Annotated in this window: 13 protein-coding genes; 5 read left to right on the top strand and 8 right to left on the bottom strand. The window is 69.0% G+C overall.

The window, feature by feature from the left end; all coding sequences use genetic code 11:
- Together flgK and FV242_RS03965 are read right to left on the bottom strand one after the other, a co-directional pair.
- Nucleotides 1-1902: a flagellar hook-associated protein FlgK gene (gene flgK / locus FV242_RS03970; protein WP_147938009.1), complete on the bottom strand. Its 1902-nt coding sequence runs from the start codon at nt 1900-1902 to the stop codon at nt 1-3.
- A gap of 34 nt (nt 1903-1936) precedes the next feature.
- Nucleotides 1937-3316: a flagellar hook protein FlgE gene (locus FV242_RS03965; RefSeq protein WP_147938008.1), complete on the bottom strand. Its 1380-nt coding sequence runs from the start codon at nt 3314-3316 to the stop codon at nt 1937-1939.
- A gap of 300 nt (nt 3317-3616) precedes the next feature.
- On the opposite strand from FV242_RS03965, the gene FV242_RS03960 reads away from it, so the two are divergent.
- Nucleotides 3617-4084, top strand: a complete 468-nt coding sequence (locus FV242_RS03960) for a BLUF domain-containing protein (protein WP_147906182.1) — start codon at nt 3617-3619, stop codon at nt 4082-4084.
- An 8-nt stretch (nt 4085-4092) separates the two neighbouring features.
- The gene (locus FV242_RS03955) at nt 4093-4551 is read left to right on the top strand and encodes a response regulator (protein WP_147906183.1); all 459 of its coding nucleotides are present in this window, start codon (nt 4093-4095) and stop codon (nt 4549-4551) included.
- 180 nt (nt 4552-4731) lie between these two features.
- Here the strand turns inward: FV242_RS03955 and FV242_RS03950 are convergent, their stop codons facing one another.
- Nucleotides 4732-6345: a peptide chain release factor 3 gene (locus FV242_RS03950; RefSeq protein ID WP_147906184.1), complete on the bottom strand. Its 1614-nt coding sequence runs from the start codon at nt 6343-6345 to the stop codon at nt 4732-4734.
- 256 nt (nt 6346-6601) lie between these two features.
- On the bottom strand, nt 6602-7648 hold the full coding sequence (locus tag FV242_RS03945) for a low specificity L-threonine aldolase (protein ID WP_147938007.1): 1047 nt from the start codon (nt 7646-7648) through the stop codon (nt 6602-6604).
- A gap of 322 nt (nt 7649-7970) precedes the next feature.
- On the opposite strand from FV242_RS03945, the gene rpsU reads away from it, so the two are divergent.
- Nucleotides 7971-8309, top strand: a complete 339-nt coding sequence (rpsU, locus tag FV242_RS03940) for a 30S ribosomal protein S21 (RefSeq protein ID WP_147938006.1) — start codon at nt 7971-7973, stop codon at nt 8307-8309.
- Nucleotides 8310-8553: 244 nt separating this feature from the next.
- On the opposite strand, the gene FV242_RS03935 is transcribed toward rpsU, so the two are convergent.
- A complete protein-coding gene (locus FV242_RS03935; protein WP_147938005.1) occupies nt 8554-8946 on the bottom strand; it encodes a response regulator in 393 nt (130 codons plus the stop codon).
- A 318-nt stretch (nt 8947-9264) separates the two neighbouring features.
- Here FV242_RS03935 and FV242_RS03930 point away from each other — a divergent pair, with 318 nt between their 5' ends.
- The gene (locus FV242_RS03930) at nt 9265-10053 is read left to right on the top strand and encodes a class II glutamine amidotransferase (protein WP_147938004.1); all 789 of its coding nucleotides are present in this window, start codon (nt 9265-9267) and stop codon (nt 10051-10053) included.
- A gap of 121 nt (nt 10054-10174) precedes the next feature.
- Nucleotides 10175-11608, top strand: coding sequence for an NAD-dependent succinate-semialdehyde dehydrogenase (locus FV242_RS03925; protein WP_147906293.1), 1434 nt, complete (start codon nt 10175-10177; stop codon nt 11606-11608).
- A gap of 42 nt (nt 11609-11650) precedes the next feature.
- Here the strand turns inward: FV242_RS03925 and FV242_RS03920 are convergent, their stop codons facing one another.
- The 3 genes from FV242_RS03920 to FV242_RS03910 all read right to left on the bottom strand — a co-directional run bounded on the left by FV242_RS03920 (nt 11651) and on the right by FV242_RS03910 (nt 17373).
- Entirely contained in the window at nt 11651-11857 is a 207-nt protein-coding gene (locus tag FV242_RS03920) for a SlyX family protein (protein WP_147897699.1), read from the bottom strand.
- 60 nt (nt 11858-11917) lie between these two features.
- Complete coding sequence (locus FV242_RS03915; protein ID WP_147938003.1) at nt 11918-13066, bottom strand: diguanylate cyclase; 1149 nt, start codon at nt 13064-13066, stop codon at nt 11918-11920.
- A gap of 212 nt (nt 13067-13278) precedes the next feature.
- The gene (locus FV242_RS03910) at nt 13279-17373 is read right to left on the bottom strand and encodes a Pls/PosA family non-ribosomal peptide synthetase (protein ID WP_147938002.1); all 4095 of its coding nucleotides are present in this window, start codon (nt 17371-17373) and stop codon (nt 13279-13281) included.
- Between the last annotated feature and the right edge of the window lie 51 nt (nt 17374-17424).

The raw sequence follows: 17424 nt of genomic DNA, 5'->3' as shown, positions 1-17424 counted from the left end.
TCAGATCTGCAGCAGCTGGTTGAGCATGTCGCGGGCGGCGGTCAGCACCCGGGCGTTGGCGCCGTAGGCGGTCTGCAGGGCGATCAGGTTCGACATCTCCTGGTCGATGTTGACACCGGCCCCGGCGGAGAACCGGCCCTGCGCGGTGGACAGCGCGGTCTGCTGGGTGTCGTCCATCGCGGCGGCATTCGCGGACGCGGCCCCCTGGGAGGCGATCACGTCCTGCGCGAAGCCGACGACGCTTGCCCGGTACGGCGCGGAGACCCCGCCGATGCCGCTCGACGACGAGAAGGTCTGCTGCGCCGAGGTCAGGGCCGTGAAGATCGCCTGCGCCCGGCCGCCCGACGCGCTCGGATCGGTGGCGCTCGATGCGGTCAACGCCGCGGTGTTGCCGGACAGCGCCGGGTTGATAGAGATCCGCTGCGCGAAGCCGGTGAGCTGCGCGCCGCTGTCGAACGAGCCGGTGAACAGCCGCGGGGTCGGGGGCGGCGCCGCGGACACGTCGGTGAACAGGGCGAGCTGCGGATAACCCGAGGTTAGATCGTTCGGGGAGGTCGGCAGCGTGATCCCGGCGGTTGCAGCCGAGACCTTGTCGGTACTGCCGGCCGCCGGCCCCACTGTGACCGACGCCCCGGTACCGGTGGCGGTGAGATTGGGGACGTTCTTGATGCCGGCGGCGGTCGCCCGGGTGTTGAGCGCCGCCAGGGCGGTCTGGATGGCGCTCGCGTAGGTCGAGGGACCGCCGGAGATGTCGAAGGTCTGCGCGAGCCCGCTGCCGTCGTCGGTCAGGCTCGGATCGATCCCGGTGGTCGCCTTGTTCGAGGCGATCAGGGTGATGTTGCGGACGGAGCCGTTTGCGGCCGTGACCGGGATCGTGAGCGAGTTGCCGGCCTGGATGCCGGTCAGATCGATGGTGGCCGAGGATCCGGTCACCGTACCGGTCACGGTCTTGTCGGTGAGCGCACTGGCGAGCCCCCCGGCGAGGTCGTCCAGCTGGCGCTGGGCCTGCGGCAGGACCTGGTCGCGCAGCTCGATCCCCGCGGCAAGGCTCCCGGACCGGATGGCGCCGGGTGCCCCGAGGTCGATCTTGCCGCCGCCCGGCAGGGTGGCCGTGATCGTGCCGACCGTGCGCTTCGCCGGGTCCGTCGAGTAGCTCGAAGTGGGATTCAGCGACCCATGTCCGTCGAAGGTCAGAGTCGCAGCGGTGCCGCGGTCGACCAGGGTCACGCCCGACTGGGTCAGCACCGACACCGTGCCGTCGCGCTGCGCGACGGTCTGGACGTCCATGTAGCCCGAGAGCGTGTTGATCACCTGGTCGCGCTGGTCCTGGAGGTCGGCCAGGGACGAGGCGTCGGTGGTGTTCTGGATCTTGGCGTTGAGCCGGGCGACGCTGGACAGGATTGTGCTGGCCGATTGCGTGTCGGTGCCGAGCTGGGCCTCGACGCCCGAGCGCAGGTTCTGCACCGAGGCGGCGGCGCCGTTGATCTGGCTCGCCAGCGCCGACGCGTTGCTGACCACGGTGGTGCGTGCCGCCGCCGAGGTCGGGTTGGCCGACAGCTCCTGCAGCGATTCGGTGAACGTGTTCAGCGTGCCGTCCAGCGCTGCCCCGCTGCCCGGCGCGCCGTAGAGCGCGTCGAGCTGAGACGCGATGCCAGCCTTCGTGCTGGTATAGGCGGCCCCCGAGGTCTCGAGCCGCAGCTGCTTGAGCGCCGCGGCGTCGAAACTGCGGGTGATCGCCCCGACCGCGACGCCGGAATTGTTGGTTCCGGTCGCGACCGTCGAGAGTGTCCGCTTGACGTATCCGGCCGTGCCGGCATTCGCGACGTTCTGCGAGACGACGTTGATCGCCGCCTGCGTGGCCGCAAGTCCGGCGGTCGCGGTGGAAAGCGCGTTCAGCGACATCTCACGGCCTCCGCGGTTGGGATCGCGCCCTCACTCAGCGGATCACGTTGAGCAGGTCAGACATCATCGTCTGGGCCGTCGACATGACCCGCGTGTTCGCAGAGTAGGCCTGCTGGGTTACGATCATCTTAGAGAACTCGCTCGCAATGTCGGTATTGGATTGCTCATTGCTCGCGCCCGTAATCGAGCTGCCGTTCAGCCCCACCAGCGCCGCGCCGGACTCGGCGGTCTGCAGGTAGTTTCCGTTCGAATCGGCCTTCAGCCCGTCGGGGTTGGCGAACTGGGCGATGCCCACGGTGGCGAGCCCGAGCACCGAGCCGTTCGAGAACGTGCCGTTGATCTTGCCGTCCTCGCCGATGGCGACGCTGGTCAGCGTGCCGGCGCTGTTGCCGTTCTGGCTGAGCGTGTTGGTGGTCACCGCACCCGACGTGTCGGCGTACTGCGTCAGGCCGGCGGTGCCGACATTCATGGTCATGCCCGAGAAGGTGTAGTCGCCTACCGTCACGTCGCCGAGCGAGACCGGACCCGTGGTCGGATTGGTCAGCTTGCCGGTGGAATCGAAGGTGAACGCCGTCCCGACATTCTGCCAGGCCGTCGAATTCGCGGATGCCGAGGGATCGGAGGCGTAGAAGAGGTTCCAGACCGCATCCTGCTTCGGTGTCGTCGAGGCATCCTGCACCTTCGCCCAGCGCGTGCTCAGGGTGACTGGCGCGCCGGTCTGCGTGTAGGCGGTGATCGACGGGCCCGCGATGCTGTTGTTGACGAAGGTCCCGGCGGCGGTCGAAGGCACCGTGGGTCCGGGCACCGTGGCTCCGGTCAGGACGACCGCGGATGGCAGCTGATTGTAGACATCCGAGCCCGACGTGGCGGACGCAGTGGTGGCCGGGGTCGCCGGCAGGTTGGCCGCGTAGGTCAGCGACGTCGTCGGCTGGGCCGGGAGCGAGGTGTTACCGATCTTGAGCAGCCCGGTGCTGGTCGCCTGCCCGGTGACCGGATCGAGGTTCGTGCCGGTCAGGTAGCCGCCGGCGCCGTTGACCAGGTAGCCGTCCTTGTCCTGCGCGAAGTCGCCCCGGCGCGTGTAGACGTTCGTGCCGCTGAAGGTGGACGCACCGTTCGAATCACCGGTCTTTCGGACCACCGTGAAGAAGCCGTTGCCGTTGATCGCCATGTTGGTCGGGACGCTCGACGCCACGACGTTGCCGGCGATCGTGTTGGTCAGCTGCGACTGCGCCAGGACCGAGCCGGCCACTTCGCGCTTGGGCGTGGTCTCGGACATCATGTCGACGAAGCTGGTGTCGATCCGCTTGAATCCGGTGGTCTGCGAGTTCGCGATGTTCCCGGAGATGTTGCTGATGGCATAGGATTGCGCCTGCAGTCCGGAGACCGAGGTCTGCAGGGCGGTGAAAAGATCCATGGCATGCGATCCCGAAACGCGCCGCAATGGCCCGCAGGATCAAGCGAGCGCAACCGCCGTGCCACGCCTAAGTCCTTGGCGGGCCTAGCGTTGGCCGCACCCGACTCGGCAGCACTGACCGTCCGGAGGTGCCGACCCGGCAGATTCTGCCGGACCGGGCGGGCCCTGGTCCGTCGGCATCCCCGGCGCGCGTTTACGGGGTGTTATCCGGCTCGCGCCAAGATCGGGCACGGGCTGATCCGGGTGGGGGGCGTCCCGCCCGGACGCGTCGAAGCGGCACGGATTGCGGATCTAGAGGTCATGCGGGCGAAACGGACGAGCCTCGTCCACATCATCTACTTCTCGCGCCTCAACCTCTCGTCGGATGCGGCAAAGCGGTCGGAGCAGATCAACGAGATCGGCCGGGTCGCACAGAAGAAGAACGAGTTCTCGGTGATCACCAGCTTCCTGATCATCGAGGGCAACTTCGCCTGCCAGGTGATCGAGGGCGAGCGATCGTCGGTCCACGAGACCTTCGACCGGGTTAGCGCCGACCAGCGCCACCGCGACGTGCAGATCAACGAGTGGCGGGAGATCGCCAAGCGCGAGTTCGTCCACTCCTTCAAGAGCGCCCAGCGCACCGCGACCAACGACGGCCTGTTCGCCAAGGCCAACCTGCTGCCGATGCTTCAACGTGGTACTCCGAAGGCGACCGCGATCCACGGCCTCTGCGTGGCGCTCCAGAACGACGCGATGTCCCGCCAGGGAATCGATCACCTCTTCATCTGAGCCGAGCGATGTCCGAGAGCGATACGCCCCCGATCCTCATCGTCGACGACCAGGAAAAGCTCCTGCGTCTCGAGGTGATGCTGATGACCCGGATCGGCTTCCCCGATGTCGAGGGAGTCACCACGGCCGCCGAGGCGCTGGAGCGGCTGCGCACGCGCCGCTACGCCCTGGTGATCTCCGACCTGACCATGGAGCCGATGGACGGGCTGAGCCTGCTGCGCGAGATCCGCGGCGACGACGCTCTGATGAACACGCCCTTCATGCTCACCGAATCGTCCTTCGACTTCGAGGACATCAACCTCGCCCACCAGGCGGGCGCGGACGCCTTCATCCTCAAGCCGTTCGACATGGCCGTGCTGAAGAGCAAGCTGAAGCAGGTGCTCAACCGCAAGCCGCGCAAGCGCGACGCCCCGATCGCGGCGGAATCGACGCTGACAGTCGATTTCCCGATGCTGGGGAAGTTCTGAGGGGCAGCATCTCCAACCCGGGTTCCCGCATCCGGAGATGCGAGCGTAACGCGCCTCGACGGAGGCCTCCGGGAACCGCACGGCTGCCGGAAGGCTCCGTCGCGGCGTCCGAACCGCGGCCCCGCATTTCAGGATAAGGGAGAGGGCGGGAAAGCCTGTCGCGCCCGCCCCGCCGACATCTCACGCGGTCCGCTTCTGATAATCCTTCACATCGGTGAAGCGCACCGCCGGGTAGCGCTCCTCCTCGTAGCGGAGCGAGAACGCCGTGGTCGCCATGAAGACCGGGGCGCCGTCGAGGTCCTTGGCCATGGCGGAGCCGTGGCTGTCCACGAACTTGTCCAGCTCGATCTCGGACTCCGACTCGATCCAGCGGCATACCGAGAAGCGCGAGGTCTCGTAATCGATCGGGAGGCCGTACTCGGCTTGGAGACGCTCCTTCAGCACGTCGAGCTGGAGCGCGCCGACCACGCCGACGATCGCCTGGCTGCCGTCCTGCGGGACGAACACCTGGACGACACCCTCCTCGCCCATCTGCTGCAGCGCCTCGCGCAGCTTCTTGGCCTTCATGGCGTCGGTCAGCTTGATCCGGCGCAGGATCTCGGGTGCGAAGCTCGGTACGCCGCGGAACAGCAGGTCCTCGCCTTCGGTGAGCGTGTCGCCGATCCGCAGGGTGCCGTGGTTCGGGATCCCGACCACGTCGCCCGCAAAAGCCTCGTCCGCGATGGCGCGGTCCTGAGCGAAGAAGAATTGCGGCGCCGAGAGCGAGATCGGCTTGCCAGTGCGGACCAGCCGGGCCTTCATGCCCCGGCTGAGCTTGCCCGAGCAGACCCGCATGAACGCGATCCGATCCCGATGGTTCGGATCCATGTTCGCCTGGATCTTGAACACGAAGCCGGTCATGCGCGGCTCGGTCGGCTCGACCAGGCGCTTGTCGGCATCCTGGCCCCGGGGCGGCGGCGCGACCTTGGCGAGACCGTCGATGAGGTCGCGTACGCCGAAGTTGCGCAGCGCCGAGCCGAAGAACACCGGCGTCAGGTGGCCCTCGCGGAACGCGTCGAGGTCGAACGGCTTGAGCCCGCCTTCGGCCAGCTCGACCTCCTCGCGCCACGCATCGGCCGCGCCGTTCTCGGTCAGCAGCGTATCGAACAGCGGGTCCTGCGGGCCGGACACCGCCACCATGCCGGCATCCTCGGCGGCGTCGAGCCGGCGCACGCGGTTGGCGCCGAGTTCGTAGGTCCCGGAGAAGTTGCGGCCCGTGCCGATCGGCCAGGTCACCGGGGCGACGTCGAGCGCCAGCGTCTTCTCGATCTCGTCGAGCAGCTCGAACGGGTCGCGGGCCTCGCGGTCGAGCTTGTTCACGAAGGTGACGATCGGGATGTCGCGCAGGCGGCAGACCTCGAACAGCTTGCGGGTGCGCGCCTCGATGCCTTTGGCCGCATCGATCACCATCACGGCCGAATCGACCGCGGTCAGCGTCCGGTAGGTGTCCTCCGAGAAGTCCTCGTGGCCCGGCGTGTCGAGCAGGTTGAAGACGCAGTCGCCGTACTCGAAGGTCATCACCGAGGTGACCACCGAGATGCCGCGCTCCTTCTCGATCCCCATCCAGTCGGACCGGGTCGAGACCCGGTTGCGCTTGGCCTTGACCTCGCCGGCGAGCTGGATCGCGCCGCCGAACAGCAGCAGCTTCTCGGTCAGCGTGGTCTTGCCCGCATCCGGGTGCGAGATGATCGCGAAGGTGCGCCGCCGCGCAACCGGGTCGGCCGGCCTCGCTTCGGTCTTGGTCTGCATCAGCATGGAGCGAACGCTCTGGGTCGGCACAACGGGAGGGCGTCGCCCGGCGGTGCCGCCTCGGGCGAGGGTCTCGGCATCGTGTAGCGGCAAGCCCCGGTATTGGCAAAGAACCGACCGGGCCGACCGATCTCGGGCTGATCCAGGTCCCGGTTTCAAAAGGTCGTTCGACCTTTTGCGGGTGAAGGGCGGAGCCCTTCGTCTCCATCAGGGCTCCGCCCTGACAACCCGCCAAAGGGCTGAGCCCTTTGGAAACCCAGCCTTAGGCCGCCTCGGCCGCCAGCGCGTGCAAGTCTGCAACCAGGGCGTCCACGCGCGCGGCCTCGGCGTCCCAGGCGAACATGAACCGGGCCCCGCCGCCGATGAAGGTGTAGAACCGCCAGCCCCGCGCCCGCAGCCGCTCCATGGTCGCAGCCGGCATCGCCAGGAAGACGGCGTTGGCCTCTACGGGGAACAGCGCGCGGATCCCCGGCAGGCCGGCGACGGCCTCGGCGAAGCGCCGGGCGCAGGCATTGCCGTGGGCGGCGTTCCGCAGCCAGGCGCCGCTCTCCAGCATGCCGACCCAGGGGGCGGCCAGGAATCGCATCTTCGAGGCGAGCTGCCCGGCCTGCTTGCACCGGTAACCGAAATCCTCCGCGAGCTTCGGATCGAAGAACACCACCGCCTCGCCCGCATGCATGCCGTTCTTGGTGCCGCCGAAGCACAGCACGTCGATCCCGGCCCGCCAGGTCATGTCGGCGGGGCTGCAGCCGAGGCTGGCGCAGGCATTGGCGAAGCGCGAGCCGTCCATGTGCAGCGCGAGGCCGAGTTCCCGGCATGTGGCGGACAGCGACCGCAGTTCGGCCAGGGTATAGACCTGCCCGGTCTCGGTCGGCTGGGTGATCGTGACCACCCGCGGCCGCGGGAAATGGATATCGCTGCGGTTGGTGGCGAGCCCGCGGATCGCCTCCGGGGTGAGCTTGCCGCCTTCGGTGCGGACGGTGAGCAGCTTGGACCCGTTGGAGAAGAATTCCGGCGCGCCGCACTCGTCGGTCTCGACATGGGCCGAGTCGGCGCAGATGACGCTGTGATAGGATTGGCACAGGGCCGCCAGCGCGAGGGCGTTCGCCGCCGTGCCGTTGAAGGCGAAGAACACCTCGCACTCGGTCTCGAACAGGCGGCGGAACGCGTCCGCGGCCCGGGCGGTCCAGGCATCCTCGCCGTAGGCCGGCGCGTGGCCGCGATTGGCCGCCTCCATGGCGGCCCAGGCCTCCGGGCAGATGCCGGAGTAGTTGTCGCTGGCGAATTGCTGCGGGTCGTCGTGTTGCATCCGCACAGCCTAGAGCCGCGTCCGATCGCGTTGCAATCCGGCTTCGTCCCAAATCGAGCCCAAGCAGGGCTGCTGCGCGCCGAACCGGCATCCGGCCCGTGACCGCGGATTTCGAGACGTCCGCTGCGAAGATCGCTGCCGGGAAGATGTTGGAACTGGTTCGCGCTTGGTGTAGAAGGCGCGCCAAGGCGTGGGCTCCACGCCGATTCGGAAACCGACGTTCCCGTCCCTCCCGGGTGCTACCGGGCGAGGGACGTTGCCGGTTTCCAGATCGGCGGCGGGCTGCGCAAGCCCCAAATCCAGGTCCAGAGGATCAAGTCCGTTGCAGGTACTCGTTCGCGATAACAACGTCGATCAGGCGCTCCGCGTCCTCAAGAAGAAGATGCAGCGTGAGGGCATCTTCCGCGAGATGAAGCAGCGCAAGGCGTATGAGAAGCCGTCCGTGCGCAAGGCGCGCGAGAAGGCGGAAGCCGTCCGTCGCGCCCGCAAGCAGGCTCGCAAGACCGCGATCCGCGAGGGCCTGATCGCCGCTCCGAAGCCGAAGCCCCGTTTCCCGGCCGGCAGCCGTCGGCCCGGTTTCCCGTCGCCGAGCGCCGCCCCGTCGCAGCAGGGCGGCAACGCCTCCGGCCAGGTCGCCGTGAACCCGGCGCCCGTCGCCTAAGACGTTCTATCCTGAACGGCAGAAGCCCGGACCGCGCAAGCGGCCGGGCTTTTTGCGTTCGACTGTCGCTCGAGCCATGGTGATCACGGGCGCGGCGAGGATTGCCACAAGGCCACCGCTGGAAGCCTTGGGCTTTCTCAACCCAGCATCGTCGGAACGCCAGCCGCTCGATCGGAGATCCGGTTCGGCACCGGTCGCCAGCCCCCTCCCCCATCTCCGGAGGAGGGCAACACGCAGGCCCCGTTCAGGCCGCCTTGGCGGCCATCGTGGCGTGCTCGGCCTGGACCAGCACGTCGAGCGCCCGCCACGGCTTCTGCATGTAGACCGTCTGATCGGGCAGGCGCACGTCGCGGCTGGCTCCGGAGGTGACGACCACGCGCACGTCCGGCCAGCGCCGCTCCACCGCCTGGGCGAGCGACACGCCATCCATGGCGCCGGGCAGGCGGATATCGGCGAACAGCAGGGCCACGGTGACGTCGGATCGCTCCAGGACCGAGAGCGCAGCTTCGGCGCTCTCGCAGGCGATCACGCCCAGATCGCTTTCCTCCAGGACCGCGGTCGCGAGGTGGCGCACGGCCGCGTCGTCCTCCACCACAAGCGCCACGGGGGCGGAACACTCGGGCTGTGCGCGATCCATATCAGTCTCCTGCGGTTCGGTCGTGTGAACCCCTTTTCGGGTCCCGGCCTCATTGGTGGACCGGTGATTCCCCGATTCGGCCATGCTGACCTGCCAAGAGCCGGCTCACAAGTGTCCGGGTGGTCGGGCAGCCCATGCCTGCTCCGCGATCACGCCGCACCAATTTTGCACCGAACGCTTGAAAATGGCGCAGCTGGGTCCCGTTTAAGAAACTGTTCACCCGTGTGGACCGACTGTTAATCTCACGCTTGAGGCGTTTGCCCCATTCCGGGGGACATCGCCTGGATCGTACGGACCAGGGAAGGATCGACGTCCGACATGTGCCGTTTCCTCGCCTATAGCGGTGAGCCGGTCTTTCTCTCGGACCTGGTCTGCGCGCCGACGCATTCGCTGGTGCACCAGTCCCTGCACGCCGACGAAGGGAAAACCGAGACCAACGGCGATGGTTTCGGCATCGGCTGGTACGGCGAGCGTCCCGAGCCCGGCGTCTATCGCGACATCTCCCCGGCCTGGTCGGACGAGAACCTCACCAACCTGTGCGGTCAGGTCCGGGCGCGAACCTTCTTCGCCCACGTGCGCGCCTCGACCGGCACCGCCACCGCCCGGGCGAATTGCCACCCGTTCGTGCATGGGCGGCACCTGTTCATGCACAACGGCCAGATCGGCGGCTACCACCGCATCAAGCGTCGGCTGGAGGCGCTGATTCCGGACGCCTTCTACGATCACCGGCGCGGCAGCACGGATTCCGAGGCGATCTTCCTGCTGGCCCTGGCCAACGGCCTCGAGCAGGATCCTGTCGGCGCGATGGCCCGCACCCTGGAGACGATCCGCGCCCTGATGAAGGAGGCCAACGTCTCCGAGCCGTTGCGCTTCACCGCCCTGCTGACGGATGGCGAGACGCTCACCGCCTATCGGTGGGCCTGCGACGGTCGGCCGCCGAGCCTGTATTACCGCGACGGGCCGGGCGGGATCGTCGTCGTCTCCGAGCCGATCGACGGCTGCCGTGATGGCTGGCAAGTCGTCCCGAAGGGCGGCACGCTGCGCGCCCGCCACGGCACCGCCACGACCGTGACCGTTCCAGACACCGCCCGCTCCCGGGCCGCCTGACCGGGCTCAGGCCGTCACCGTCGCGGTGCGGCGTCAGCCATGCTCGGAACGGGATTGTCGATCCGCTTCACGTTGCCACATGTCGGCCACGGCCGATCGTGCGGCCGAGCGGGAATTGACGATGTATCCGGATACCGAGCTACACATTGCCGGACGCTGGCGCACGGGCGCCGACCGAGAGACCCTGGGCGTCCTGAATCCGGCCACGGGCGAGACGATCGGCCAATGCGCCGTCGCCACCACGGCGGACCTGGACGAAGCGCTCGCGGCCGCGGCGCGGGCCTTCCCGGCCTGGCGGAAGGTGTCGCCGTTCGAGCGCGGCAAGCTGATGCGCAAGGCCGCCGACCTGCTACGCAGCCGCGCCGACGAGATCGCCCGCATCATGACCTTGGAGCAGGGCAAGCCGCTGGCCGAGGCGCGCGTCGAGACCCTGGCGGCCGCCGACGTGATCGACTGGTTCGCCGAGGAGGGTAAGCGCGCCTACGGACGCGTCATCCCGGCCCGCGCCGACGGCGTGCTGCAGGCGGTGGTGCGCGAGCCGGTTGGCCCGGTCGCCTGCTTTACGCCCTGGAACTTCCCGATCAACCAGGCGGTCCGAAAGATCTCGGCGGCGCTCTGCACCGGCTGTACGGTGATCCTGAAGGGTCCCGAGGACACGCCGGCGAGTTGCGCGGCGCTGGTCCGCGCATTCCTCGACGCCGGCATCCCGGGCGACGCCCTGTCGCTGGTCTACGGCGACCCGGCGACGATCTCGGCCTACCTGATCCCGCACCCGGTGATCCGCAAGATCTCGTTCACCGGCTCGACGGTGGTCGGCAAGAAGCTTGCGGCGCTGGCCGGCGAGCACATGAAGCGCGCCACCATGGAACTCGGCGGCCACGCTCCGGTGATCGTGTTCGGCGACGCCGACGTGGAGAAGGCCGTGTCGGTCCTGGCCCCGTCGAAGTTCCGCAACGCCGGACAGGTCTGCGTGTCGCCGACCCGCTTCCTGGTGCACGATTCGGTGTTCGACCGGTTCGTCGAGGGCTTCACCAGCTACGCCAAGAGCGCGAAGGTCGGCGACGGCCTGGATCCGGACACCAAGATGGGCCCGCTGATCCATGGGCGGCGTCTGGAGGCCATCGAGGCCCTCTCCGCCGACGCCGAAGCGGCCGGAGCGTCGCTGCGGACCGGCGGCAAGCGCATCGGCAACCGTGGCAACTTCTTCGAGCCGACGGTCTTCACCGAGGTGCCGCTGACCGCGCGGATGATGAACGAGGAGCCGTTCGGCCCGGTCGCGATGATCAACCGCTTCTCGGAGGACGAGGAGGCGCTCACCGAGGCCAACCGCCTGCCCTACGGGCTTGCGGCCTACGCCTATACCCGCTCGGCCGAGCGGGCCGCCAAGGTCTCCCACGGGGTGGAGAGCGGGATGATCTCGATCAACCACCACGGTATCGCCCTGCCGGAGACGCCCTTCGGCGGCGTCAAGGAATCCGGCTACGGCAGCGAGGGCGGTTCGGAGGCGCTCGATGCCTACCTGGTGACCAAGTTCGTCACCCAGGCCAACTTCTGACGCCGGCCCGGCGCGTCGCTGCGGGCGGCGTGCCGATGCCGATCAGTAATGCGGCGGCGGCGGCTCGGGCCCGCGCGGTGCGGACCGGGCCGCCGCCTCCTCAACCTGATCGCGCAACGCATCGACCTGGCGGACGAGCCGGTCGATCACCCGCCACTGCTCCGTGACGGTGCGGTTCAGATCCTCGATCGTCGAATCCTGCTCGGTGAGGCGCATCTCCAGGCGGTCGATGCGGGTGGGGTCGTCCATGGCCGGTCTCCAATCCGGCCCGCGATAGCGCATCCGCGGCCGATTTCCGACTGCGCCCGCTCAGGCCGCCTGCATCCGTCCGGCCACCACGACCCGGTCGCGCCCGCCGCGCTTGGCGACGTAGAGGGCGGCGTCGGCCCGGCGCATCAGCGCCTCGAAACTGATCCCGTCCCGGGCCTGCGCGATCCCGATGCTGACGCTCACTCGCAGGTCCGGCAATTCCGGCACCGACAGCCCCGCGAAGGTCCTGCGCAACTCCTCCGCGCGGGCCAGGGCCTCGGCAGGCGAGACGTCGGGCAGCAGGCAGGCGAACTCCTCGCCGCCGAGCCGGCCGAGCATCGCGTCCCGGGGCAACAGGGACGCGGCCATGGCGCAGAACCCCACCAGCACCGCGTCGCCGACCGCGTGGCCGTGGACGTCGTTGACCGCCTTGAACCGGTCGAGGTCGAACAGCAGCAGCGCCACATCCCGGTGCGTGGCGAGCGTCGCCTCAGCGACCCCCGTGAAGGCCCGGCGATTGGAAATGCCGGTGAGCGGGTCCGTCGCGGCGGCGATGCGCTGCTCGCGCTCGGCTCGTTCCTTCACCAGAGCCATGCAGGTGAAGGCCAGGGCGATCGAGAACAGCAGCGTGACGAAGCACAGGATCGCGACCCAGGGCGAGGTCAACGGGTTCAACCGCGGTGGCGGCGGCGCGAGCAGGGTCGATGGAATCCGCAGCAGGTAGAAGGCGGCGTGCAAGCCCAGCGTGGTCTCGGCCGTCACGCGCGACGCGAGACGCTCCTTGCGCCCCCGCCAGAACTCCACGGCCGCATCGCCCGTGTAGAGCGCCGCCACCGCGGACGCGTACGCGATCCGGGCCTCGATCGATCCATAGAAGGCCGGAAGGAGGCAGAACACGCACCAGATCGCCGCGCCCGCGAGCGCCAGACCGATCCGGATCGGTCGCCCCTCGAACGAGCGGACACCGCTCCAGATCAGCCCGTAGGCCGCCAGCACCACGGCGTTGGACACCGCGATGGACACGAGGTCGGGAATCTGGCCGCGCAGGGCGAGGCCGCCGGAGCCGACCGCGCCGAGAATATGCGCCGCGCCCCATAGCGCCAGGGCGCGCGAACCCGGCGCCTGCCGCCATGACAGAACGAACAGCGTGCCGACCAGCAAGGTCATCACGGAACTGACGATCAGCAGGGTGGCTGGATCGAGATGCACGGCTTTCTATCAGTCTCCGATACTGAAGATAGCATAAGCCGCACGGTATTGACCGGCTCACGAGGCTTGAGCCGGCTTAATTCGCAGCAGCGCGACGAAAATACCGCGCGGTTGTTTACGATTCGGCAAGGTGGATATCGGCGGCGATGACGACCGTCGCGTCCTCGCGCGTCCCAGGGCTCGTTTCAGGCGCCCCGGATTGACGCGGCGACCTATCCGGCCGCCCGTTGCTCGTCGCGCGCCGCGTGGATCACCGGCACCGCCGGGGCGCCTTCCCACTCCGTGTTGGCGGGGATCGACTCGCCCTTCATCACGATGGTGAGCGGGCGCAGCCGTGCGTAGTCGCCGACCTTGGTGTCGTACAGGACCGTCGCGAAGGCGCCGACCGAGACGCCGCGCCCGACCACGACGCGGCCGATCTTCATGATCCGGTCCTCGTACAGATGGGTTTGCAGCGCGGAGACGCGGTTGATCGTGGCGTAGTCGCCGATCGACACGCAGTCGAACTCGGTGATGTCGGTGGTGAGCATGCACACTCCCTTCCCGATCTTCACGCCGAACAACCGCAGGGCCCAGGGCAGGAACGGCGTGCCCTGGAGGTGCTCGAGCAGCACCTTGCCGGCCAACCCCCAATAAGCCACCGCGATCGCCTCGGTGCGCATCGCCCACCAGGACCACATCGGCTGCATGCCGGGCTTGTAGACGCCCATCAGCAGCCACTTCATCGCGATGACCGCGGCGGACTGGATCAGCGCGATGCAGACGCTGGCGGTCACGAAGCTGACGGCCAGACCGGTCCAGTCCTTCTCCAGGATGGCCGGGTAGAAATACCAGTCGATCACGGTGATCGCCAGGGTGATGTAGAGCATCGGCGAGAACGAAGTCGCGAAGGCCTCGAACACGCCGCGCCGGATCTTCGGCCACATCCCGGGTTCGTAGGTCTGCGCGGTCGATCCGAGATCGACCTTCTGGCGGGCCGGCAGCCGGATCGGCGGCGAGCCGAACCAGGTCTCGCCGGGGCTCATCGCATCGTTGGCCGGCGGCTTCGACTTGATGCCGATCAGCACGTCATCCGGGATGACCGCGCCGGGGGGGACCACGGCATCGTTGCCGACGAAGACCCGTGCGCCGGTGCGGGCGGCCTCGAGATGCATCCAGCCGCGCCGGACCTCCTCCTCGCCGTACACGACCTCGTCGGCGATGAAGTTCTTCGCGCCGACCTCGGCGAGGTCGTAGCGGCCGGCGAGGTTGGTCGAGATCTCGGCGCCGTGGCCCATGTTGGCGCCCATCAGCCGGTACCACGCCCGCATGTAGACCGTGGCGAACAGTGACGAGAGCGTCTCGAGCGTGACCTCGACGGCGAGCGCCAGCGACCACTTGCGCAGGTAGAACAGCGAGTGGACCGAGTAGGTGCCCGAGCGGGTCCGCGGCAGCACTATCCAGCGGATGCCGGCGATCAGCAGCACCGTGCCGGCGGTCATCAGCATGGCGGTGGGCCAGGTGAGGATCGGCAGGTACCAGTGATAGTCGACATCGGTGATGTCGGAGAGCGAATCCGAGATCTGGTCGAAGATGAAGAAGGCCGGGAAGATCGGCAGCAGGCCGACCGCCGGAATCGCGCCGAGCAGAACGATATAAGCCGCCGCGAAGGCGGCGCGGCGGGCCCAAGAGGCCTCGGAGGCGGCCGGCAGGTTGGCCGTGTTCGCCATCCCGACCTTGCGGCCGGGCGAGCCGTCCCAGATCTCCGCGGGCCCGACCCGGGTGCCGGTCGGGATCGTGGTCAGGTCGGCGATCTCGGCCTGCGCGCCGATCACCGTGTCGTGGCTGAGCACGCAGGAGGTGCCGACCGCCGCGTCGGCGCCGATCTCGACCGTGCCGATCACCAGCTCGTTGCCGACGATCTCGGCATTGGCGATGACCAGGCGGCCGCCCAGCGAGGCGCCGTCGCCGATGGTCAGCAGGTCCGGAGCGCCGATCTCGATGTCGGAGATCAGCGCATCATGGCCGACCTTGGCGCCCATCAGCCGGAGGTAGACCGAGATCGCCGGCGAGCCCTGGAGCCACTTCACGTGGACGAGGGGCGCGAGGCGCTGGGTCAGCCACCAGCGGTAGTAATAGCTCCCCCAGAGCGGGTATCGGCCCGGCTTGGTCCTGCCGAGGATCAGCCACTTGCCCGCCACCGCGACCACCGCGGTCACGCCGTTGATTGCGATGTAGACGAGCAGCAGGACGCCCAGTTCGGCGAAGAAGCTGAGACCGCCGCCGGTGAGCAGCAGGTAGGTCACGAACATGCCGAGCCACTGCGCGGTGGCGAGCGCGATGACGAAGGGCAGCGCGATCAGCTGGCCGAGGCCGCACAGCGCCCGGCGCAGAAGTGGCGGTGGCGCGAAGCTCAGGTCGAGGATCGCAGCCGCCGCGCCCATGCCGCCGGTGCGCGCGATCAGCGCGTCGGCCATCGCCCGCATGGTGCGCAGGGCGTAGACGTCCGGCAGCGTGATGCCGGCGAGCGCGGGCGCCTCGCGGACTGCGGACACGAAGCGGGCGGCGAGCAGGGAATGGCCGCCGAGATCGGCGAAGAAATCGCCCTCGAGCGGGATCGGCTGGTTGCCGAACACCTGCTTGGCCGCGGCGACCAAAGCCGCTTCGGTCTCGTTGGCCGGGGGCTCCTGCTCGCCATCTGCGGATGCGACCGTGAGCGGGGCGATCTTCAGCGCCTTGCGATCGACCTTGCCGGAGGTCAGCCGCGGCAGGGTCTTGGCCAGCTCGAAATGGCCGGGCACCATGTAGGGCGGCATCTGTCCGGCCAGCGTCCGGCGCAGGGCGGCGGTATCCACCGTCCGCCCGCGTTCGGGGATCAGGAAGGCTACGAGCCGGTCGACGCCGTCGTCCTGGCGCAGCACCACGGCGGCCTGGTTGATGTCGGGCACGCTGCGGATCCGCGACTCGATCTCGCCGAGTTCGACCCGGAAGCCGCGGATCTTCACCTGGTCGTCGATGCGGCCGTGGAACAGGATCCGCCCACCGGCATCCAGCGAGACCGCATCGCCCGAGCGGTAGAGGATCGGGTCGGTCCCGTCCGAGGCGAACGGGTTGGCGATGAACTTTTCGGCGGTCAGCTCGGGCCGCGCGAGATAGCCGCGGGCCACCCCGGGCCCGCCGATCAGCAGCTCGCCCTGTTGATCGCGCCCGAGCAGGCTCAGATCCTCGCCCGCGACGTAGACCGAATAGTTCGGGATCGGTCCCCCGATGGTCACCGGCTCGCCGGGCCGCATCTCGGCCGCGGTGGCGACCACGGTCGCCTCGGTCGGCCCGTACGTGTTGAAGAGCTGGCGCGCGCCGGTCGCCCAGCGGCCGACCAGCGGCTCCGGCAGCGCTTCGCCACCGAGCAGCACGAGGCGCACGGTCGGCAGGTCGCCGGAGATCATCGCCAGCAGCGTCGGCACGGTATCGAGCACCGTGATCCGCTCGGCTTCGAGAATGCCGGGCAGGGACTCGACGTCGCCCATCATGGCCGGGCTCGCCACGAACAGCGTCGCGCCCACGAGATACGGGACCCAGATCTCCTCCATCGACAGGTCGAAGGCGACCGAGGCGCCCTGGAACACGATGTCGTCGGCGCGCATGCCGTAGAGCGCGTTCCCCGACCGGAGGAAGTGGCAGATGTTGGCGTGGCTGATGACGATGCCCTTGGGCACGCCGGTCGAGCCCGAGGTGTAGATCAGGTAGGCGGGATCCTCCGGCGTCAGGCCGGCGGCGCGGGCATCCGGTACCGGGGCATCCGCGGGTGTCGCCGCGTCGAGATCCGCCGGGGTCAGGGCGGGCGCGGCGTCGGGCGCCGTCGCGGCGAGGGCAGGTGAGACCAGCAGCGCCTTGGCGGCGGCATCCGTGAGACAGACTCCGACCCGGTCGGCCGGCGCCTCGGCGTCGAAGGGCAGCCAGGCGGCGCCCGACAAGGTGATGCCGATCTGGGCGACCAGCAGGTCCGGGCCCCGGGCCATCCACAGGCCGACGACGTCGCCGGGGCCGATGCCGCGGTGGGCGAGGCCGGCGGCGATCCGGCCGGCGCGAGCGGCGACCTCGGCATAGGTCAGGCTCGGATGGACGCCGCCCGCGATCACGCGGGCGCCGTCGACCAGGCAGGGATGCTCCGGCCAGGCGCGGGCCGAATCCAGGAAGATCTCGGCCAGCACCTCGTCGCGGATCAGGTCGGGGCGGTGCGCGCCGCGCAGCACGGCCGCCCCGCCCGCCGGACGCTCATGCGCCTCGGCCGCCGGTCCGGACCGGGTCTTCTCGGCGACGTCGCTCATCCGCTGCTCCGCTGGCCGACCGAACAGATCGGCGCATACCGTGGCGACTGC

It is taken from the genome of Methylobacterium sp. WL64, assembly GCF_008039945.1.
Classification (GTDB): domain Bacteria; phylum Pseudomonadota; class Alphaproteobacteria; order Rhizobiales; family Beijerinckiaceae; genus Methylobacterium.
The sequence above is the reverse complement of the archived record's forward strand: the minus strand, read 5'-3'. Positions and strand labels throughout refer to the sequence as shown.